This window comes from Acetivibrio saccincola (genome assembly GCF_002844395.1).
Classification (GTDB): Bacteria; Bacillota; Clostridia; order Acetivibrionales; family Acetivibrionaceae; genus Herbivorax; species Herbivorax saccincola.
In genome coordinates this window covers 1910591-1930547 of sequence record NZ_CP025197.1, presented here as the reverse complement: position 1 = coordinate 1930547, position 19957 = coordinate 1910591, and the positions used below count along the sequence as shown (strand labels likewise).

Annotated in this window: 20 protein-coding genes and 1 pseudogene; 13 read left to right on the top strand and 8 right to left on the bottom strand. The window is 34.3% G+C overall.

Annotated features, from left to right (window positions below):
* Positions 1–153: 153 nt before the first annotated feature.
* From HVS_RS08640 to HVS_RS08595, 10 genes are all read left to right on the top strand, one after another.
* Positions 154–570, top strand: coding sequence for an Asp23/Gls24 family envelope stress response protein (locus tag HVS_RS08640; protein WP_101301277.1), 417 nt, complete (start codon positions 154–156; stop codon positions 568–570).
* A 139-nt stretch (positions 571–709) separates the two neighbouring features.
* Positions 710–1258, top strand: a complete 549-nt coding sequence (amaP, locus tag HVS_RS08635; RefSeq protein ID WP_101301274.1) for an alkaline shock response membrane anchor protein AmaP — start codon at positions 710–712, stop codon at positions 1256–1258.
* 14 nt (positions 1259–1272) lie between these two features.
* On the top strand, positions 1273–1503 hold the full coding sequence (locus HVS_RS08630) for a DUF2273 domain-containing protein (protein WP_169926540.1): 231 nt from the start codon (positions 1273–1275) through the stop codon (positions 1501–1503).
* Positions 1504–1562: 59 nt separating this feature from the next.
* A complete protein-coding gene (nusB, locus tag HVS_RS08625; RefSeq protein ID WP_101301269.1) occupies positions 1563–1997 on the top strand; it encodes a transcription antitermination factor NusB in 435 nt (144 codons plus the stop codon).
* A gap of 16 nt (positions 1998–2013) precedes the next feature.
* Positions 2014–3234, top strand: coding sequence for an exodeoxyribonuclease VII large subunit (gene xseA, locus HVS_RS08620; RefSeq protein WP_101301267.1), 1221 nt, complete (start codon positions 2014–2016; stop codon positions 3232–3234).
* Positions 3235–3272: 38 nt separating this feature from the next.
* Positions 3273–3500 carry an exodeoxyribonuclease VII small subunit gene (gene xseB / locus HVS_RS08615; RefSeq protein WP_101301265.1) on the top strand — a complete coding sequence of 76 codons (228 nt, stop codon included), beginning with the start codon at positions 3273–3275 and terminating at the stop codon, positions 3498–3500.
* Between the two features lie 698 nt (positions 3501–4198).
* Positions 4199–4852 carry an Mg2+ and Co2+ transporter CorB gene (locus HVS_RS08610; protein WP_242971535.1) on the top strand — a complete coding sequence of 218 codons (654 nt, stop codon included), beginning with the start codon at positions 4199–4201 and terminating at the stop codon, positions 4850–4852.
* 89 nt (positions 4853–4941) lie between these two features.
* On the top strand, positions 4942–6828 hold the full coding sequence (gene dxs / locus HVS_RS08605) for a 1-deoxy-D-xylulose-5-phosphate synthase (protein WP_101304176.1): 1887 nt from the start codon (positions 4942–4944) through the stop codon (positions 6826–6828).
* A gap of 1 nt (position 6829) precedes the next feature.
* The gene (locus HVS_RS08600) at positions 6830–7630 is read left to right on the top strand and encodes a TlyA family RNA methyltransferase (RefSeq protein WP_101301263.1); all 801 of its coding nucleotides are present in this window, start codon (positions 6830–6832) and stop codon (positions 7628–7630) included.
* Positions 7631–7893: 263 nt separating this feature from the next.
* Positions 7894–9129: a leucine-rich repeat domain-containing protein gene (locus tag HVS_RS08595; RefSeq protein WP_101301261.1), complete on the top strand. Its 1236-nt coding sequence runs from the start codon at positions 7894–7896 to the stop codon at positions 9127–9129.
* Positions 9130–9262: 133 nt separating this feature from the next.
* Here the strand turns inward: HVS_RS08595 and bioA are convergent, their stop codons facing one another.
* The 6 genes from bioA to bioF all read right to left on the bottom strand — a co-directional run bounded on the left by bioA (position 9263) and on the right by bioF (position 15271).
* Positions 9263–10612, bottom strand: a complete 1350-nt coding sequence (bioA, locus tag HVS_RS08590) for an adenosylmethionine--8-amino-7-oxononanoate transaminase (protein ID WP_101304174.1) — start codon at positions 10610–10612, stop codon at positions 9263–9265.
* Positions 10613–10668: 56 nt separating this feature from the next.
* A complete protein-coding gene (bioD, locus tag HVS_RS08585; RefSeq protein WP_101301259.1) occupies positions 10669–11370 on the bottom strand; it encodes a dethiobiotin synthase in 702 nt (233 codons plus the stop codon).
* A gap of 158 nt (positions 11371–11528) precedes the next feature.
* Entirely contained in the window at positions 11529–12509 is a 981-nt protein-coding gene (gene bioB / locus HVS_RS08580; protein ID WP_101301256.1) for a biotin synthase BioB, read from the bottom strand.
* Positions 12510–12553: 44 nt separating this feature from the next.
* Positions 12554–13363 (bottom strand): malonyl-ACP O-methyltransferase BioC, encoded by an 810-nt coding sequence (gene bioC / locus HVS_RS08575; RefSeq protein ID WP_101301254.1) that lies wholly within the window; start codon positions 13361–13363, stop codon positions 12554–12556.
* A gap of 14 nt (positions 13364–13377) precedes the next feature.
* Complete coding sequence (locus HVS_RS08570) at positions 13378–14103, bottom strand: alpha/beta fold hydrolase (RefSeq protein WP_101301251.1); 726 nt, start codon at positions 14101–14103, stop codon at positions 13378–13380.
* Position 14104: 1 nt separating this feature from the next.
* Complete coding sequence (bioF, locus tag HVS_RS08565) at positions 14105–15271, bottom strand: 8-amino-7-oxononanoate synthase (RefSeq protein ID WP_101301247.1); 1167 nt, start codon at positions 15269–15271, stop codon at positions 14105–14107.
* A 294-nt stretch (positions 15272–15565) separates the two neighbouring features.
* Between bioF and HVS_RS08560 the strand changes: the two genes are divergently transcribed.
* Both HVS_RS08560 and fabF read left to right on the top strand, forming a co-directional pair.
* On the top strand, positions 15566–15817 hold the full coding sequence (locus HVS_RS08560) for an acyl carrier protein (RefSeq protein ID WP_101301242.1): 252 nt from the start codon (positions 15566–15568) through the stop codon (positions 15815–15817).
* Positions 15814–17046 carry a beta-ketoacyl-ACP synthase II gene (gene fabF, locus HVS_RS08555; protein WP_101301238.1) on the top strand — a complete coding sequence of 411 codons (1233 nt, stop codon included), beginning with the start codon at positions 15814–15816 and terminating at the stop codon, positions 17044–17046. Before HVS_RS08560 ends, fabF begins: the two co-directional genes overlap by 4 nt.
* A gap of 283 nt (positions 17047–17329) precedes the next feature.
* Here the strand turns inward: fabF and HVS_RS17195 are convergent.
* A pseudogene (locus HVS_RS17195) lies at positions 17330–18309 on the bottom strand (tetraprenyl-beta-curcumene synthase family protein).
* Between the two features lie 182 nt (positions 18310–18491).
* Between HVS_RS17195 and HVS_RS08540 the strand changes: the two are divergent.
* A complete protein-coding gene (locus HVS_RS08540; protein WP_101304172.1) occupies positions 18492–19460 on the top strand; it encodes a M15 family metallopeptidase in 969 nt (322 codons plus the stop codon).
* A gap of 11 nt (positions 19461–19471) precedes the next feature.
* Here the strand turns inward: HVS_RS08540 and HVS_RS08535 are convergent, their stop codons facing one another.
* Positions 19472–19783, bottom strand: a complete 312-nt coding sequence (locus tag HVS_RS08535; protein WP_101301228.1) for a hypothetical protein — start codon at positions 19781–19783, stop codon at positions 19472–19474.
* Positions 19784–19957: the final 174 nt, after the last annotated feature.

The following is a 19957-nucleotide window of genomic DNA, read 5'->3' as shown; positions in this document are numbered from 1 at the left end:
TGATATAATTATTTATAATTATTTATGGTTAACTCTCAAGGGTTATTATAAAAATTCCCTTTTTTAAATATCTAAAGCGTTAAGATTGCTTAGGTACTTAAAAAAGGGAGTATTTAAACTCTTGGCTTGTTTCTTATAAAAGGAGGTTTTAATATGGAAGGAACAGAACAAAACAGCATACAAAGCAAGCTGAATGAAGTAGGGGAAATAAAGATTTCCGAAGAGGTAGTTGCAATAATTGCAGGTATTGCTGCTATGGATGTTCCCGGTGTTGCAGGTATGAGCGGCGGGATTGCAGGCGGTATTGCCGAAATGCTGGGGAGAAAAAATTTGTCTAAAGGTGTAAAGGTGGAAGTGGGTGACAAAGAAGCAGCAATTGACCTTTATATTATCGTTGAATATGGGTGCAGGATACCGGATGTTTCATGGGATATTCAAGAAAGGGTAAAAGAAGCTGTTGAGACAATGACCGGGCTTGATGTTGTAGAAGTTAATATTCACATACAAGGTGTCAATATAGAAAAGGACTTCAAAAAAGATTTGGCAGAAGAAGTTGCAAGGGTTAAGTAATTATATAACAGGTATGTTAAAAATGTTTATTGGAAAAAATAAAATAATAACCCCTGTAGGGTTTATTTTTTTTCTAAAATAAAATATAATGTAAGTGGGTATTGGAAACATAAGATAAAAAAGGGGTGGTAGTAAGCCTATGAATATTTTTTTCAGGATTTTGCTTGCTTTTTATGCTTTTTGTCTCACAGTTATTTCTCTCATTTTAATGATTGTGACTCTAAATAAAGAAATGTTTATAAATATCACAAATTTTTTAGAAAAAACTGTTTTAAGCAATAAGGCGTCGGTTATCCTGCTCTTTATAGTAGAACTGATATTTTTTGGTTTAAGCCTTATGTTTTTACTTTCAGGAGTGAGAAGTGAGAGAAACAGAAAGTCTATAACAAGGTTTAATAAAATAGGAGAGGTAAAAATATCACTAAACACCATTGAAAATATAGCCCTTGCAGCATCAAGGAGAAATAATGGTGTAAGGGATTCAAAAGCTTATGTAAAGAGAACAGGTGAAAATGTTTCTGTACATATAAGGGTAGTTGTAATGCCTGACATTAACATTCCGGCCCTTCTGGAGGATATACAAAAAAGAGTTAAAAAGTCTGTTGAAGAGACTTCAGGTATTTTGGTAGATGATGTAAAGGTGTTTGTGGAAAATATATATACAGGTTATAGATCAAGAGTTGAATAATGGAGGCATGGGCAGTGAATAAGGAGAAAATTTTAGCTTTTTACCGTTCACATTTCGGAGAGATAAATGGCGCTCTTGGAGGTTTGATTTTTTCGGTAACTGTATTGTTAGTTGGATTTTTAAAAACAATTTTTATTGCAATATGTGTTCTGGCAGGTTATTATATAGGAAAAAAGATTTCCAATGATAAGGATTACATAAAAAATCTTTTAGACCGCATACTACCACCAGGTACATATAGATAATACAAGATACATAAAGGTTTATTTTAAAATACAGTTTTGGGGAGGTATAAAAACTGTTAATAGGAAGAAGAGCTGCAAGAGAAATGGCTATGAAGCTTTTATATCAGTTTGAAATAAGGAAGGAACCTATAGAAGGGCAAGTTGAAGATTTTTTAGCCCGGCATAAATTTAAAAAGGAAAACTTAGAGTATATAACTGATGTGCTATATGGAGTACACAGGAATAAAGAAAAAATAGACAGGGCTATTGAAAAATATTCAAAAGGGTGGAAACTGTCCAGAATATCTAAAGTTGATTTGTCAATTTTAAGGCTTGCAATTTATGAAATTGTTTTCAGGGATGACATACCCCTTAATGTATCCATAAATGAAGCTGTTGAACTTGCAAAAAACTACAGCGGGGAAGAAAGTGGTGCATTTGTAAACGGGATTTTAGGAAGGTTCCAAAAAAACAGCCCTTTGCCTGTTGGGAGCAAAGAGAATGAGGAAAATTAAGCTAAGGTGAAATTATATGAATTTACTTCATACCCAAAATAACAATATTTTAACTGTCACGGCAATAAACAGGTATATAAAGGAACTTGTTTCAAAGGATTTTATACTTTCAAATCTCTGGATCAGAGGTGAAATATCCAATTTTAAACATCATTCTTCGGGACATATGTATTTTACCCTGAAGGATGAAAACAGCCTTCTAAAATGTGTAATGTTCAGAAGCTGCAATTCAAGTCTTAAATTCATACCTGAAGATGGAATGAAAGTCATAATAAGAGGCTATATTTCTGTTTTTGAAAGGGACGGGCAGTACCAGCTGTACGCCCAGGAAATGCAGAATGACGGTACCGGCAATTTACATATAGCTTTTGAACAGCTTAAGAAAAAGTTGTTTAATGAAGGGCTGTTTGATGAGAAAATCAAAAAAAGAATACCTTTTTTGCCTCAAAATATAGGAGTGGTGACATCCTCCACAGGTTCTGTAATACGGGATATAATTAATGTATTAGACAGAAGGTTTTATAATACCAGTGTAAAGATATATCCTGTAAGGGTGCAGGGAGAAGGGGCAGAAAAGGAGATTAGCAAAGGTATATTAAGGTTTAACCAGCTAAAATGTGTGGATGTGATAATAATTGCAAGGGGTGGGGGTTCATTAGAAGAATTATGGCCTTTTAATACCGAGGAAGTTGCAAGGAGTATTTTTGAGTCTTCTATACCAATTATATCTGCAGTGGGACATGAGACTGATTATACAATTGCGGATTTTGTTGCAGATGTGAGGGCACCAACCCCTTCAGCTGCAGCGGAGCTGGTTATTCCGGAAAGAATTGCAATTGAAAACAGGATAAAGGAGCTGAATTTAAGGCTTGGTAACTCCCTTAAAGGTAATTTGAAATTAAAAAGGGAGCGGCTTTTAAAAATTCAAAATTCACCTGCATTAAGGCAGCCCTATGACAGGATATACCAGGAGAGAATGAAGCTGGACATATTAAACAGGGATTTAAGGAAGGCTGTCTTGACTAAACATGAAAGATTAAAAGCAAAATTTAGTCTCTTAGTTGGAAAGCTTGATACATTAAGCCCTTTGGCGGTATTGTCAAAAGGTTATGGTCTTTTAAAGTCTAATGAAAAAAGAAGCTTTATAAAATCAATTGAAGATGTGGATATTGGAGATGAAATTGAAATTAGTCTAAAAGACGGAAAGATAATTTCAAAGGTTCTTTCAAAAGAGTAATTTTTTCCTTTATAATTTTTTGGAAGGTGAATAAATATATGGGTAAAGAAAAGAAGACTTTTGAACAGTCAATGAATGAATTGGAAAAAATCGTAGAAGATTTGGAAAAGGGTGAAATGCCTTTAGAGACCTCCATTGAAGTTTTTCAAAAGGGTGTGGAGCTTTCAAAAAACTTAAGTAAAATTCTTGATGAAATGGAAAGAAAAATAACAATATTAATAGAAAAAGAGGACGGTTCAATAAAAGAAGAGAATTTTGAAAATTGAGATTATATGTCAGTTGCGAGAAATATTTAAATGTGATATAATTCTTTTCACACAAAGTTTAGGGACAAACAGGATGGAGCAGTATTCTAGTCAGTACTGCCGGTTTCGAAGACGGGGCTAAAAATCCGTTAAGGGCACATCGATGAAGTTCCTGGTGTTGGCTTGTTACGCCCAGTGATGGGCTGATGCTGGGAGTTAAGGTTTAGGGGCACTCTGCAAGGGCATGCGGATGCTGTCCCCTCTACCGTGGAGACCCTATGCCGTGGGATAAACAAATAAATTTGTTGCCTACGGGTAGGGAGTAAACCTGTTTTGCGGTACGTAAAGTGCTGTGAACAGCGTAGCCTGCCTTGAGTGGTGTTGGCGGATAACCGTCAGGTGCGTAAGTATTGGCCGGTACTTATGCGCTAATGCAGTTTGAAACCAACATTGCAAAAGAGGCTAGAACCGGTAAGACTGTTGAGGAAATCTCCTAGACTGTTCTTAAAAGAGGTATGCTGGGGATTGAAGTGTGGACTAAGTGGTAGTCAGGCCCCATATTTGGAAACAATATGGCTGGACCCTTAAAGGGAAACCGCTGAACTGGCGACATTCAGTGGGTCCTGTGGAAATCAAGCTTGACCTAAGCCGCAAAATTTACCCAGCATATTTCCATCCTGTTATCTACATAAATTTACATTAGGAGGAAGGCAGTTTAAGTGGATGAACACAGTAGAAACACTAATAGCACTAGAAATTCTAATAACAGTAAAAATTCCAATAAAGCAACTAAAGCCAATAATAAAAAAATAAAGTTCAAACCAAATGCTTCAACTGTTTCTAAAAAGGAAAACGCCAAGTGGGTTACATTCATCGTCTTACTAACTTTTTTTCTATCTGCAACATTATCTAACATTTCTTCCACTATATTGGAAAGTGCGGGACTTGCCAGTTCTTTTTTAATATTATTAATTATAATAATAATAGGGATAATTTTTGATATAATAGGTATAGCAATAACAACTGCAGAAGAAGCCCCCTTTCATTCTATGGCGTCTAGAAAACTTTATGGTGCAAAACAGGCAATTAAACTTATAAGAAGTGCAAATAAAGCCTCCACCATCTGCAATGATGTTATAGGGGATATTTGCGGTGTTATAAGCGGGGCTGCAAGTAGTTACATTATCATAACCATATCTAAAACGGCAAGTTTGACAACAGCGGCTGTTGCAGGATTTAGTTTGACAGGTCTTGTAGCAGCGGCTACAATAGGAGGTAAGGCAATTGGGAAAACTTTTGCATTAAAATACAACAATTACATCACATACAAAGTGGCTATAGCCTTAAGTGTTTTATCCGGAAGGAAATCATAAAAATTTTTAAATTTATATACTAACTTTTAAAAATTAAAAAATAAATTTTAAAAGTTTGAAAGTGAGATGAAAGCTAGTTGGAAAATATATTGGATTGTGTAAATTCTCCTGAAGATTTGAAAAGTCTTAATTATGAACAGTTAAAAGGACTTGCTTCTTCAATAAGGTCTTTTTTAATAGAGAAGATATCAAAAACAGGAGGACATTTAGCACCTAATTTAGGAGTAGTTGAGCTTACCCTGGCTCTTCACAGGGTGTTTGATACACCCCGTGATAAGATTATATGGGATGTGGGTCATCAGTGCTATGTACATAAAATTATTACCGGGAGAAAAAATAAGTTTGATACCATGCGGAAGTTAAACGGGCTGTCGGGTTTTCCTAAAGTAAACGAAAGCCCTCACGATGCTTTTAATACAGGCCACAGCAGCACATCTATTTCCGCTGCTTTGGGGATTGCAAAGGCCAGGGATATAAAAAAAGAAAAGTATTCAGTTATTGCAGTGATAGGTGATGGTGCCCTTACAGGGGGTATGGCATTTGAAGCCTTAAATGACGCAGGAAGATCCTTTAACGACCTTATTGTTGTACTAAACGACAATGAAATGTCCATATCTAAAAATGTAGGGGGTCTTTCAAAATATTTAAGTAAAATAAGAACAGAGCCTTTTTACTACAAAGTAAAAGAGGATATTGACATTATATTAAACAAAATTCCGGCAATAGGGAAAAGTGCAGTAAAAGCTCTTGACAGGGTTAAGGGCTCTATAAAATATATGATAATGCCGGGAATAATTTTTGAAGAACTTGGATTTAAGTACATAGGACCAATTGACGGTCATAATATAGAAGAACTGGAAAATGTATTTAAAAAAGCAAAAAGTATTAAGGGACCGGTTTTTATACATGTTTGTACTCAAAAAGGCAAGGGATATAACCATGCAGAGGAAAATCCGGATATATTCCACGGGATTGCACCTTTTGAAATAGAATCAGGAGAAGTTATTTCCAATGGAGGACCTGGATATTCTAATATTTTTGGGGAAGAATTAGTTGAAATTGCAGAGAAAAATAAAAAGGTTGTCGCTATTACCGCTGCAATGCCAAACGGGACAGGTTTGGATGCATTTTCTAAAAAGTTTCCTGAAAGATTTTTTGATGTGGGGATTGCCGAGCAGCATGCAGTGACATTTGCAGCAGGGCTTGCCAGAAATGGCTTGGTGCCTGTGTTTGCCGTATATTCGTCTTTTTTACAAAGGGCATATGACCAGGTACTTCACGATGTGGCAATTCAAAAATTACATGTTGTTTTTGCCATTGACAGGGCAGGTATTGTAGGAGAGGATGGGGAAACCCACCAGGGTATATATGACATATCTTTTTTAAGGCATATTCCCAATATGACCATTATGGCACCATGTGATTACAATGAGCTTAGAAAGATGATGAAATTTGCCATAGAAGACTTTGACGGACCTATAGCAATAAGGTATCCCAGAGGGAGTGGGTCTCATAAATTATTTGAAAGTCCCGGTATTGAATTAGGGCAGTCCCTTATTTTAAGGGAAGGGAAGGATGTTTCAATAATAGCTGTGGGAAATAAAGTGGAAGTTGCCATGGAAGTTGCGGCTTTGCTGGAAAAAATGGATTTATCGGCAGATGTTATCTATTCACGGTTTATAAAACCTGTTAATCCAAAGCCCATAATTAATTCTGCAATTAAAACGGGAAAGATTGTAACCATTGAAGACAATACCGTTGAAGGTGGTTTTGGAAGCAGAATACTTGAGATTATAAATGAAAGCGGCATAAATGTTAAAACAAAAATATTTGGATACCCTGACAGGTTTATTTGCCATGGTTCTAAAAAAGAATTGGAAAAAATGTTCGGACTGGATGCAAAATCAATTTTTAACTCTGTGATGAAAATGTTTAACAGGTACAGTGTAAAAGATATAGTTGTGGAGGGAATTTAATTTGAAAAAGGAGAGGCTGGATGTACTCCTTGTTCAAAAAGGGTACTTTGACAGCAGGGAAAAAGCCAGAAGTTCAATAATGGCGGGTGTAGTATTTGTAGACGGTGAAAAGGTAGATAAACCTGGTACTAAGGTTGGTATAGATTCTAAAATTTTTATAAAAGAAAATGTCCATCCTTATGTAAGCAGGGGCGGGCTGAAATTAGAAAAGGCAATAAAAGTTTTTAAAATAGATTTAAATGAAAAAGTTGCCATTGATATAGGGGCTTCAACAGGCGGGTTTACCGACTGTATGCTGAAAAACGGTGCAAAAAAAGTATTTGCCGTTGATGTAGGCTACGGTCAGCTTGCCTGGGAACTTAGAAATGATGAACGTGTAGTGTGTATGGAAAGAACAAATATAAGATATGTAACAAGGGACCAAATAGGGGTTTTAGCAGATTTCGCAGCAATAGATGTATCCTTTATCTCTTTAAAAAAAGTGATACCTGTGGCAGTGGATCTTTTAAAAGAAGACGGGGAAATATTATGCCTTATAAAGCCTCAGTTTGAAGCAGGAAAGGACAAGGTAGGAAAAAACGGGGTGGTAAAGGATAAGGATACCCATAGGGAAGTTATAGAGGATATTTTAGGTTTTTCCATAGAATGCGGCCTTAAAATAAAAGGTCTTGACTTTTCCCCAATTAAAGGTCCTGAGGGGAATATTGAGTTTTTAGCATACCTTTCTAAAACAGAAGGAACCACTTCTTTTGATGCTAAAAACATTGTAGAAAAATCCCATGAAGATTTAAATTTAAAATGATAAAATATAAAAAATATATTTATAAAAAAAATATATTTACCCTGTTATTTTTTGAATAATTTATTGTGAATTAGCAGTATTTATGGTACAATAAAAACATAAGACAGGATTTTGTACCAATGATAGGTTGTAAAATCAAAAAACTACTTCTTTTTTTGTCTCACTAGAAAATTTTTGTCTAAAAGTTTTAGTTTGTATTCCAAGGGGTAAGTATAAGCTATATCAAGGGGTAATTATATTGTATTTAAGGAGGATGATTCACTATGACAAAGCAGCAGGAAAGCAATTCCATTCTTTCAGAAGTGTACAATCCGGGTGTGAATGCGCCAAAGAAAAATAGAAAGGTTTTAAAAACCGTTTTATTTGTTTTATTGGTTATTGTACTTATGGGAGGAACAGTTTTAGCAACAACTTTTTATTATGAAAATTACCTTATAGAAGGTGACAGAGCAACTACCGCAATTGTAGAACCTGATACTGCAGACTATCCAGGGTTTATTGCAGTTAAGGTTAAGGACGGAAAAATCGGAATAGACGAGGTTGAAGATTTTTTTGATGAAGGCAATGTATCTGTCATTAAAAAGAAGGCAGGTCTTATTGATTTTTCAGACGAAAACTTAGAAAATAAAATCAGGGAAAAAATAAACAAAAAAACAGGGGTTATATTTGATACTGATGTATCCCAAATAAAAGCTTTAGATTTTAGCAATTCTTCAATCCAAAATCTTGATGGCTTAGAGTTCTTTACAAACTTAGAAAAACTGGATTTAAGCAACAACTACATAAGGGATTTAAGCCCAATTAGAAAGCTGACCAATTTAACATACATAAATTTATCCCAAAATCAAATTACAAATATAGGTGCTTTAGAAGAAATGGCCAATTTAAAAGAGCTGGATTTAAGTTATAACTTTATTGACGATATAGAAGCCATTGGTAAGTTAACTTCTTTAGAAAATCTAAATCTTAAAGGAAACCGGATTAAAAACATTACTCCTTTAGGCGGACTAATTTCTTTAAAGACTTTAGTTCTTGCGGAAAACGACATTGTAGATGTAAGTTCCCTTAGCAATTTATCCAATTTAGTTACCCTTGAGCTAAATGACAACCAGATAACTGATATTTATGGTTTAGAGGGTTTAACCAATGTTTATGAACTTTCACTTCACAATAATAAGATTTTGGATATAAGTCCTTTAGAGGGATTTACAAATTTAAGAAAACTAGATATATATAACAATTTAGTTTCGGACATAAGTATTTTAGATAATTTTACTTCATTAGAAGAAGTACGGGTTGACCGAAACCCTATAAGCGATTTTGAAAGATTGGAAAAGTACAGGAAAATGGCACCAAAAGAAGATGTTGAAGAGAATAATGTAAATGAAGTAAGTGAAGTTAATAAAGTTAATGAATCCCATGAAGAAAATGTAGTTGAAACAAATGAAGAAAATGGAGCAAATGAAATAACAGATGTGGATGGAACAAATGAGACTTAATTAAAATACAATGTGTTATACATAAAAGACAGGTATTATAATGTACCTGTCTTTTATAATATAATAAAAATACAGAAGCTTTATATAATATGATACATATAATTAATATAACCACTATATATTAACAACTACTTTATATTTCTTTAAAATACTCATTTATAGACTCTTTACATACCCTTACTATAAAGTCAATATCTTTATTTTCTACAACATAAGGGGGCATAAAATATATTATGTTTCCCAGAGGTCTTAAAATAACGCCTTTTTTAAGAGCTTTTTTATATATATTGTATCCAACCCTTTTTTCAGACTCAAAAGGCTCTTTCGTTTTTCTGTCTTTTACAAGTTCAATTGCACCTATCATACCCATTTGCCGGTATTCTCCAACGTATGGGATATTTAGGAGCTCTTTTTCCGCCTTATTTTTAAGATAAGCTTGTTTTTGGCTGTTTTTTTCCAGTATTTTTTCATCCTCAAATATATTTAAAGATTCAATTGCAACAGCACATCCTAAAGGATTGCCGCTGTAGCTGTGACTGTGTAAAAATGCCTTCATTTTGAGGTAGTCGTCATAAAAGGCATTGTATATTTCATCTGTCATAACCACTAAGGAAAGAGGCATGTAACCTGCTGTAAGACCTTTAGAAAGGCATATTATATCCGGGGAAATTCCGGCATGTTCACATGCAAACATTTTGCCTGTCCGCCCAAATCCAACGGCTATTTCATCTGCAATAAGGTTAATGTGGTATTTATCACAAAGTGCCCTAAGCTTTTTAAGGTATACGGGAGGGTATATTTTCATTCCTGCAGCACACTGAACTAAAGGTTCTACAATAATGGCGCTTATTTCTTCATGCATTTTCTTAACATCTTCTTCAATAAATGTAAAGCATTCTGCACTGCAGCTTTCTCTGTGTTTATTAAATTTGCAGCGGTAGCAGTCAGGACCAGTGGAACGTATGACATCAAGTAATAAAGGTTTATAGATTTTACTGTATAAATCAATCCCTCCCACAGAAAGAGCCCCTATTGTTTCACCATGGTAGGCATCAGTTAAGGCTAAAAAGCGCACTTTTTTTGTTTTCCCGGTTTGCTGGTGGTATTGAAAACTTAGCTTTAATGCAATTTCAACGGCGGAAGAACCGTTATCCCCAAAAAACACTTTGTTAAGGCCTTCAGGAAGAATATTTACAATTCTTTCAGAAAGTTCAATAGCCGGCTCATGGCTGAAATTTGCAAAAATCACATGTTCCAATTTGTTTGCCTGCCTGTACAAAGCCTCATTAATGCGCTTGTTGGAGTGGCCAAAAAGGTTTACCCACCAGGATGACACTGCGTCTAAATACCTTTTTCCGTTTATATCTTCTAAATAAGCACCTTCCCCTCTTTTAATTACAATAGGGGGGAACTCCTCATAGTCTTTCATCTGGGAGCAGGGGTGCCATATGTATTTTAAGTCCTTTTCCTGTAAACTCTTCATTTCATCCATTTTAAAATCATTCCTTTTCTTTTAAAATTTACATCTTAAAATCTTCATCAAAAACATAAGCTTATTATTTTATCTAATTCAATATGTTTTTTATAGTAGCTTTTTAAGTGAGAAAAATCATATACATTTATCTGAGGCATTACAGAAACTATAGGAATTCCTGTAGCTTTTTCAATTATATCTATATTATCTTTTTCACAAAATGTATTGGTATAGCCGTTTATAATTATTCCTTTAATTTTGATGCCAGTGTTTTTTGCAAATTCACAAGAAAGGACCGTGTGGTTTATTGTTCCCACACCTGCCCTTGCCACAAGTAAAACAGGCAGATTTAAATCTTTTATAAGGTGGTACATATAATATTTATCCCTTATTATGGGGACAATTAAGCCTCCGGCACCTTCCACCAGTGTATAGTTATATTTTTCTTTTAAATAATTAAAGCTTTCCAATAACTTATTTGTGTCAATTTCAACACCTTCTAATTCAGCGGCTAAATGTGGCGAAACTTCTTCCTTCAGGCAGTAGCAGTTTAATTTTTCATAAGGTTCATCAATACCGGTTAGTTTTTTTACAAATTCTATATCCCCTGGTATAAGGGAGCCGTTTTTTTCTATTCCTCCTGACTGTACAGGCTTAAAAGAGCAGCATTTATAGTTTGCCTTTTGAAAACAATAGTTTAAGCCTGCAGTGATGAAGGTTTTTCCAACACCTGTATCAGTTCCTGCAATGAATATGCCTTTTCCCATTTTTAAATCTCCTTTTTTATAGTTTGGATTTTATAATTAATATAAATCCTGTTATAAATATAAATTTAATAATACTATAACCCTGATAAAAGTCTGAATTTGATAATTGCTATAAACTTTATCCAAACTTAGATTGATAATTTCTATATTGATAATTTCTATATAGTAAATCCTGCCTCCATTATCATGGCTTTATCCTTTTTTACATCACTTCCTGTTGTAGTGAGGTAGTTGCCGGTAAGTGCTGCATTTATTCCGGCTTTAAAGCCAAGGGCTTGCTTGTCTTTTAGTGCCATTCTGCCTCCTGCATACCTGATGTAGCAGTCAGGGAGTATAAATCTGTAAACAGCCATGGTTTTTAAAACTTCCATAGGCGACAATACTTCTAAATTTTCAAGAGGGGTTCCTTTAATGGGGGTCAGGACATTTACAGGTACTGATTTTATACCAAGGCTTTTTATTTCAAAGGCCATATTTATCCTGTCTTCTAAGCTTTCACCCATTCCTATTATCCCGCCGCAGCATACGTGCAGCCCTGCTTTTTTGGCATTTTCTATTGTTTTTACCCTGTCTTCATAGGTATGGGTGGTGCATATGTTTTTATAATGGTTTTTGCTTGTTTCCACATTGTGGTGGTAGGTAATAACTCCTGCCTCTTTAAGTGTTTTTGCCTGCCGGTAGGTTAAAATGCCATGGGATGCACAAAGTTCTATACCTACGTCCTTTGAAAGCCTTTCATATATTTTAGCTAGCTTTTCAATATCCTCATCTTTATCAACCCCTTTTCCGCTGGTAACTAGTGAAAACCTGTGGACACCGTTTTCTTTAGCTTCCAAAGCTTTTTCCAAAACTTCGGAGTATTCCAAAAGATCATATTCTAAAACCCCTGTGTTGTAATGGGCGGATTGGGCACAGAATTTGCAGTTTTCAGAGCATCTTCCTGATTTGGCATTTAAAATTATACAAAGGTCAGCTTTTTTTCCCACCAAATTTTCACGTATTTCATTGGCAGATTCAAATAAAACATTAAGGGAACAGGTGTCATTTTCATCTATTTTTATAAGTTTTAAAGCTTCATCAAAAGCAATGCTTTCACCTTTTAGTATTCTATCCTTTAGATTTAAAATAAACTCTTTCATAATTTGTACCTCCAAATACATTTAATTTAAAATATTTTTAAGCTTTATACTGCATTTTTAGAAATAAAAACAAACAAGCTGTGATATGTTGCTGCAACTTTGCCGTCTTTTTTAAAGTCCTTATCATATATGTCAATTACTTTGTCAATAAAGTCCAGAGGGACTTTTATTATGTTTTTTTGGCTGTTATTTGCACCTATTTTTTTAATTGAGTAAAGAAAGTCTTTGCAGCAGTTAAAATACTCATATTCATAGGTCTCCATAAAAGAAAGGGTAAATTTTTCATTAAATATACTGCTGCATATTTTTTTGTAGTCCTCAAGGGATAAAAAGGGCTGGCTTGAGTAAATGGTATCTTTTATGCCAAAGTATACACTTGCCTTTTGGTAGCACTTTTTAAGCTCTGTAAAAGTGTTTTTCCCAAAGGTTGAAAAGCACATAAAGCCACCAGGAGCCAGAGTATCTGCCAGCTTTTTTAAAGTGTTTTCTAAATTATTAAACCACTGGAATGTGGCATTTGATATAATAAGGTCATATTTTTTATCAAAATCCATTTCTTCTGCATCGGCACAGATAAATTCTACTCTTTTATCTAATAATTTGGATTTTACGTGGTTTATCATGCCTGGTGCAATGTCAACGGCGGTTATATTTGAGTCTTTAAAAAGCTCAAATAAAGCCGTTGTAACATATCCTGTCCCACAGCCTATTTCAAGTATGTTTTTGTACCGGCATTTGGTGGATTTTATTTTTTCAATTAAAACATCCCCCATCTTTTTTTGTACTTTTGCATATTTATCATATTGATTTGCATTTCTGCTAAACCTTCTTTTTAATTTTTCCTTATCAATCATAATTCTCTGACCTCTTAATGTCTTTTTATTATTTCATAAAGCTTACTAGGGTCGGTATAAAAGGGTATGTGCCCTGTATTTTGCAATGTTACCAATTTTGCATTTTTAAATTTTTCTTTTATGTACTCACTTGATTTGTACGGACAAATAACGTCCCTGTCCCCGTGTATAACAAGAGGGGAGAGGGGAAGGGAAATTTCCCTTAAATCCGTGTTTTTAAGATATTCAAGGCCGCATATAAGTGAATTTATATTGCAGCAAGGTTTATGAAATTTTATTTCTTTCATAAATCTTTCATAATGTCCGTCTCTTTTTTCAGTTTTAGAAAAAAAGTTTTTGTAAAATTTATTTAAAGTGCTGTCTTTATCGCTTTTTAGCATATAAATCATTTTATCTATGGTATCTTTTGACCAAAGGGCGGTATAAATGTCGTCTTTATCATTTACAAATTTTAAAGTGCCGCTTATCAATATTAAATTATCAATTCTTTTATAAAGAATTTGTGCAATTTCCACTGCTACCATAGAGCCTAAGGACCAGCCCATAAGGGTAAAATTTTTACCGCCTTTTATTTTATCATCTATTATGTGTAGGACTTTTTTCTTAAAACCATCTATTGAAAAAACGTCATCCCAGTCCACAAATGTAATTTCAAAATGTTTTTCCAAAAGGCCAAATAAAGTTTTCCAGGGAAATTTACCTACAGCCCAACCTGTAAGCACAACCATATGTCTTGTCATCTTAAATCAACCCCAGCTTTCTGCCTGTAGTTTTAAGCCTTTCTATCACATACTCCAAATCCTCCCAGGCATGGGCTGCAGTAATTGAAATCCTGAGCCTGCTGCTTCCTTTTGGCACCGTAGGAGGTCTTATTGCAGGAATGTATATCCTGTCATATAAAAGCTGCCGGGAAAATTCCAGTGTCTTTTCTTCATCTCCCACAATTACGGGTATTATGGGGGTTACTGTGTCCGGGATTTTAAATCCTAAATTTTTAAGCTCCATTTTAAACCGGTGTGAGTTTTCCAAAAGCCGCTGCCTTCTTAAAGGTTCGTTTTTTATAATATCCAGGGCTTTAATGGAGGCTGCAACGGATGAAGGAGGAAGCGCCGTTGAGAAAATAAAACTTCTGGAGAAATTTTTAAAGTACTCAATAAAGTATTCTTCTGAAGCGGCATAGCCTCCTATTGAGCCTACAGCCTTGCTTAATGTTCCCATGTGAATATGAATTTCACTGTTTACTCCAAAATATGAGGCAGTCCCTGCCCCGTCTTTTCCTAAAACCCCAAATCCATGGGCATCGTCTACCATTATAACGGCGTTGTGCTTTTTTGAAATTTCCACAATTTTATCTAAAGGGGCAATATCACCGTCCATGCTGAATACCCCGTCTGTAACAATTAAGTTGCACTTTCCTTTAAAATTTTCCAGCTTATAAGACAAATCATCCATATCACAGTGCCTGTATCTTAAAAACTTGGCCCCGCTTAAAAGGCAGCCGTCTAAAATGCTTGCATGATTATATTTATCGCAAAATATAACCCAGTCTTTATTGCAAAGGGCTTGTATAATTCCTAAATTGGCCATGTAGCCGGTATTAAACACCAATGCTTTTTGGGTGCCTTTAATATCTTTGATTTTTTCCTCCAGCATACTATGGAGTGTGTATGAACCTGTTGTAAGCCTTGATCCTCCTGCACCCACCCCATACTTTTCTATTGCTTCCATAGAGGCTTTTTTTACTTCTTTGTGGTCACAAAGACCTAAATAATTGTTAGAACCAAGTAGAATTATTTCCCTTCCGTCTATAACAACTTTTTCTTTTTGGGGTGACTGAAGTTTTTTAAATTCTCCCCTGTATTTATTGTTTTTCTTTAAATTAGATAAAATCTCATTAATATACTCCAAAAAAATCCTCCTAAATAAAATAGCACTAGTATAAAGAGCGACAATTATAAAATATAACAATAAAAAAAGATTGTCAACCAAAAACTAAAAATAGGTTGACAATATAATATACTTTAAAGATAATATAGTTTAGGCAAATATAGTTTAGACAGAAGATGATGTTAAATTTAAAGTATAAAATTAAAAAGTATAAAATTAAAATGCATTATTTATAAGTTGGTTTAGATATAAAGCACTTTATATAGAGAAGTTTAAATAAATAAGATTAAATGTAAAAGCAGGAGGTTTTTTTATATGGTATTTGATGAAGTTAAAAAAATATTAATAGATGTTATGGGATTGCCGGAAGATGAGGTTTCATTAAAGAGCCATCTTTATGATGAATTGGATGCTGATTCCCTTGACATATCCCAGGTAGTTTTGTCGCTGGATAATAAGTACAAAATAGACATTGACCAGCAGGATGTTTTAAATTTTGAAACTGTTGAGGATATAGTAAAATACGTAGAAGGACAAATTAAATGTGCGAAAGGGCAGGTTAAATGAAACGAAGGGTTGTTGTAACAGGTGTTGGTGCAGTTACTCCCATTGGAAACAATGCAGAGGATTTTTGGAACAGTGTTAAAAAAGGTGTTTGTGGCATTGACTATCCTACTCTTTTTGACGTAAAAAATACAAAGGCAAAACTTTTTGCAGAAGTAAAAGATTTAAAGCTTGAAGACCATTTTAGCAAAAAGCAGATATTAAGAAGCGACCGTTTTTGTCAATTTGGAATAATTGCGGCAAGAGAAGCCTTTATTGACGCAGGTCTTTCTCCTTCTGATATTGATAAAAGAAGACTTGGTGTTGTAATGGGAAACGGGGTTGGCGGAATAAACACAATAGTAAAAGAGACAATTAATTTACACACCGGCGGGATGAACATGGTTTCACCTCTTTTGATTCCAAAATCCCTTTCAAATATTTTAGCAGGAAGCATAGCAATAGAATTTGGTGCAAAAGGAATATGCAATGCAATTATAACAGCCTGTGCAGCGGGGGCAAATGCAATTGGTGAAGCAATGAGGAGTATACAGTACGGTTATGCGGATATAGTTATATGCGGGGGAAGTGAAGCATGCATAAACCCTCTTATGGCGGCGGGCTTTACAAACATGAATGCACTTACTTTAAGTGAAGATAAATCCAGGGCTTCCATACCCTTTGACAGGGAAAGAAGCGGTTTTGTAATGGGGGAAGGGGCAGGGGTCTTGATACTGGAAGAATATTCCCATGCGCTAAGGAGAAATGCAAAAATATATGCGGAAGTTGCAGGTTACGGGTTTACCTCTGATGCATATCACCTTACAGCTCCTGCGCCTTTGGGGGAAGGTGCTGCAAGGGCAATGGAATTAGCTCTTTCGGACGCCTCAATGAGTCCTTGTGACATTTCATATATAAATGCCCACGGCACCTCTACCGTTTTAAATGATAAGTATGAGACAATGGCGATAAAAGAAGTTTTTGGGGATTTGGCATACAGCATCCCGGTAAACTCCACCAAGTCCATGATAGGCCACCTTTTAGGGGCGGCAGGTGCCGTGGAAGCCGTAGTGTGTGTAAAATCAATAGAAGACGGTTTTATTCATGAGACTTTAGGCTATAGGGAAAAGGATTCGGAATGTGATTTGGACTATGTAGAAAATAGGGGAAGGGAAGAGAAAGTAAAGGCTGTTTTATCAAATTCTTTTGGATTTGGAGGACACAACGCTTCCATTATATTTAAAAAAGTATAATAAAAAATCAAACTAATGGTTAAACTATTTTTATCTTTTATTAATAAAAATGGCAGGTGTTTTTTAAAATAATACAAAATATTTTTAAAGGAGATAAAAATGGAAACCATTAGGCATGAGTATCAAAGTGATTATTTAAAATTTAATTTTAATACAAAAACCATTCCTGAAATTCAGTTGATAGAGCTTGAACTTATAAATGTCCTTTCAGACAGCAGAGGGAAAATAAGGGATATGTGCACAAGCATTTTAAATGCAGGTGGAAACAGAATAAGGCCTTTACTTACCATGTACAGTGGTAAAATACGGTACTACTTTCTCCTTCTTTTACAATGCTTGTACTTACTTTTTTATTGTGTTTTTGAAAGGCTTTTTTATCTGATAAATACATGGCAAGAAGGCCTTTTACCACTGTTTTGTGAAATAGAGGGTATTTTAAAGTGCTGCACATTTCTAAAGATTTTTTTAAGAAAAATATTATCCTCTCTTCGCATAATTTTATGTCTTTATAATAAAAAGTGAAGTTTAGCTGCTTTTCTTCTAAATCTTCCATATAGTCAATGTAGTAATCCAGTAAAATGTGAAGACCGCAAATCCAGGGAAAATAAGCTTTGTCCAAAGATGAAAAATCTTCTTCTTTAAAAAAAGGGTCGTAGGATGCTGCATACATAGCAAAAATACCTAAAGTTGATCCGGTTGCAGCTAAAATTTCCATATACTTATTTCAGGATAGTTAATTAAATGTTTTTTGCCCCAGTTTATTAAGTATTTTTCCCTTACATCAATAGAGAGGTGTTTAAAGGTTTGCAAATTTGAATAGAAGTTTACGTATTTTTTTATGTAGGGGAGTGCTTTTTCATATGAATGTAAGTTTAAAAGGGAAGACCTGCACTCTGAAACAAGGTAATGAAGGTATTTGCTGTCTTCTTTTATGGGATAGTATTTATAATAATCCCCAAAAAAAGATGAAGTATCTGTAGCATCTAAAAGGGATAAATGAAGATGGCGGAATGCCTTTTCATCTGAAATTTTGGTTTTGTCACAAAGGTTGTCAAGATAGTCGCTTATTGTCTGTAATGCGCAAATAAATTGTATAGAAGAGCTAAAGTCAGCATCCGGGTACAAGGCATAAATGCTTCCTCCTATACAGTGAAAACTTTTTGTATGTATACTGGATAATGCCTGTTTTTTAAGCTCATTGTCATTGGTGGTTTTTAATTTATTTTTATACTTTTTAAGCTTTTCTTTTACTTTAGGAGACACATATATTACATATTTTAAAATCAGATTTAGTCCGCTGTTATATTTAGTTTTGATTTAAATTAACCTCCCTTGTAACTGGTATTATATTTTTACTTTTCCCATATTTTATGCATTTTATTATTGTATTTAAGAATATAAATAAATAGAATTTTTGTAAAAAGGACGGACTTATTAAAATGGTAATGAATTTATCAAAGCATAGGGCAAAAGTTTTCTTTTGTATAATTGGAATAATATCATTATCCTTTGGCTTTTCTACGGCTTTTAGCCGAAAAGTGCTAAATGACAGTGAGGGGAAAATCTTAGACACTGAATTCAGTTTATATGAAAGAACTATGAAAAGGGATATTTTGTCCTTGATGATGGCCTATCCTGAACATATAGAAGGTGTAAGAAAAAAGGATGACGGGAATGTTTACATTGTGATGAAGTCAGGTAATGAAATTATTTATGATGACAGAGGGGAAAAAAGCTTTAGCGAGAAAATTTATAACGGAGATCTTCAGGATATGCTAGAGGATATATACCCTTTATGGGATACCTATGAGATAATGGAAAAAAATATAGACCCGGGGCGCATCAGGGTATATCCTTTACTTAAGGAGGTTTATGGCAGTTCGGAAAAAGAGGTAAGTTCAAATCTTGAAAATGTGTTTATAGGGGGAAGTGCCTTTGCATTCAATAAAAATAATAATGCTTCAAAAGCACTTAAAAAAGCCATTGATGAAGTTTATCAACTGCTTAAGGTAAAGCCTGAAATATACCAGCATGTATTTCCCGTAAACGGCACTTACAACTATCGTTTTATAGCAGGTACCAATTTATTAAGCCCCCATGCCTTTGCAATTGCAGTGGATTTAAAAAGCGACAGCAGGGATTACTGGAAGTGGGCAACACCGGAACAGGCTCAGGAAAGACTTGATAGTTACCCTAGGGATGTTGTAAAAATATTTGAGAATAACAATTTTATATGGGGAGGTAAATGGTCTCATTCTGACATACTTCATTTTGAATACAGACCTGAAATAATAATAAAATCAAAATATTTTGTGGAATCCCACGAGGCAGTTGACCCCTGGTATTATGGCTTTCCTACAGATGATGAAAATGTACGGCAATACATAAAAATAATTGAAGAAGCTTTAGATTAAAATTTTTAAAATTATGATTTATTTCTAAATTTAACTGAAAAATAAATCCAAAAAGCAATATTTGCCACTGCCCATATGAGGAACATAATTACCCATAGTAGAAGTACTCTGGACAACTGATCGGTAAAATTGTTGGTATAAATTTTTATAGTGTAACTAAACCCAAATGTAGCCAAGTCAAATAAAAAATTAAAAATTACTATAGCTATAACTATAAATAGGGAAACATAAAACGGCTTAATAACAAAAAGTTTGAGTACCCCGTTTTCCTTCATGTACTGCCAATGTTCTTCATCACTCATGAAAATAGGAAATTTACGCATATTCTACCTTCCAATAAAAAAATAATAATTACATATATATATTTTAACACTAAGTAGCGGTGTTTTGTCAATAGCTTAAATTGTTTACAAATTATTTTGGCATTATAGCTTGTTATATTGTCAAAAAAAAATTATACTAGAAGGTGAAACATTTTTAAAGGATTATTTAATAGC

Coding starts and splice junctions, on each gene's coding strand:
- bioB (WP_101301256.1), bottom strand. CDS start 12,509: ATGAAAGAGTTTATTTTAAATCTAAAGGATAGAATACTAAAAGGTGAA.
- HVS_RS08640 (WP_101301277.1), top strand. CDS start 154: ATGGAAGGAACAGAACAAAACAGCATACAAAGCAAGCTGAATGAAGTA.
- HVS_RS08535 (WP_101301228.1), bottom strand. CDS start 19,783: ATGCGTAAATTTCCTATTTTCATGAGTGATGAAGAACATTGGCAGTAC.
- HVS_RS08570 (WP_101301251.1), bottom strand. CDS start 14,103: ATGACAAGACATATGGTTGTGCTTACAGGTTGGGCTGTAGGTAAATTT.
- xseA (WP_101301267.1), top strand. CDS start 2,014: ATGAATTTACTTCATACCCAAAATAACAATATTTTAACTGTCACGGCA.
- amaP (WP_101301274.1), top strand. CDS start 710: ATGAATATTTTTTTCAGGATTTTGCTTGCTTTTTATGCTTTTTGTCTC.
- HVS_RS08595 (WP_101301261.1), top strand. CDS start 7,894: ATGACAAAGCAGCAGGAAAGCAATTCCATTCTTTCAGAAGTGTACAAT.
- bioD (WP_101301259.1), bottom strand. CDS start 11,370: ATGGGAAAAGGCATATTCATTGCAGGAACTGATACAGGTGTTGGAAAA.
- xseB (WP_101301265.1), top strand. CDS start 3,273: ATGGGTAAAGAAAAGAAGACTTTTGAACAGTCAATGAATGAATTGGAA.
- fabF (WP_101301238.1), top strand. CDS start 15,814: ATGAAACGAAGGGTTGTTGTAACAGGTGTTGGTGCAGTTACTCCCATT.
- bioC (WP_101301254.1), bottom strand. CDS start 13,363: ATGATTGATAAGGAAAAATTAAAAAGAAGGTTTAGCAGAAATGCAAAT.
- HVS_RS08540 (WP_101304172.1), top strand. CDS start 18,492: ATGAATTTATCAAAGCATAGGGCAAAAGTTTTCTTTTGTATAATTGGA.
- HVS_RS08560 (WP_101301242.1), top strand. CDS start 15,566: ATGGTATTTGATGAAGTTAAAAAAATATTAATAGATGTTATGGGATTG.
- bioA (WP_101304174.1), bottom strand. CDS start 10,612: ATGAAGAGTTTACAGGAAAAGGACTTAAAATACATATGGCACCCCTGC.